This window comes from Pseudomonas juntendi (genome assembly GCF_009932375.1).
Classification (GTDB): Bacteria; Pseudomonadota; Gammaproteobacteria; order Pseudomonadales; family Pseudomonadaceae; genus Aquipseudomonas; species Aquipseudomonas juntendi.
On sequence record NZ_BLJG01000401.1, the window covers coordinates 1 to 569 of the forward strand.

Consider the following 569-nt stretch of genomic DNA (forward strand, 5'->3'; position numbering starts at 1 on the left):
GTCGCATTTCAAATTATTTCTCTGTTCCTTGAGTGACGCTGGCAAAATGACGTCAATGATCGGAAAACCCCGATCGTAGCGGGCTCAACGCTAAACAAGGTTGAGTCGCATTTCTTTACTTATCCCCACACCCTCACAAACGTTACGTCCTTATGACAAATCGATCATTCACACCGTGACTCGCATTCGATAGAACTGGTCTCAGGCCGCTTCGCAACGAGGCGGCACATTCAGCTCGCGACGCCGGCAGCGAGCGCAAACCGGCAGAAAGACTCTGCCCGGCCTCGGAGAGGTCGACGGGACATTACAGTCAACAAGTGAGGGCAACACCCTATGAGAAGACTTAAGCGTGATCCGTTGGAAAGAGCATATTCACGTGGCTACCAATACGGGGTCACCGGCAAATCCCGCGAACTTTGCCCGTTCAATCTTCCTTCTGTTCGCCAAGCCTGGATCAACGGCTGGCGTGAAGGTCGCGGCGATAACTGGGACGGAATGACTGGCACCGCTGGCATCCATAGACTCAACGAAAATCACGCCGTAGGCTGATCGAGGACACTGAATTCGAT

1 protein-coding gene is annotated in these 569 nt (G+C 53.1%); it reads left to right on the top strand.

The annotated features are described in order from the left end of the window. Positions 1-333 precede the first annotated feature (333 nt). Entirely contained in the window at positions 334-549 is a 216-nt protein-coding gene (rmf, locus tag GYA94_RS26335) for a ribosome modulation factor (protein ID WP_003248687.1), read from the top strand. Positions 550-569: the final 20 nt, after the last annotated feature.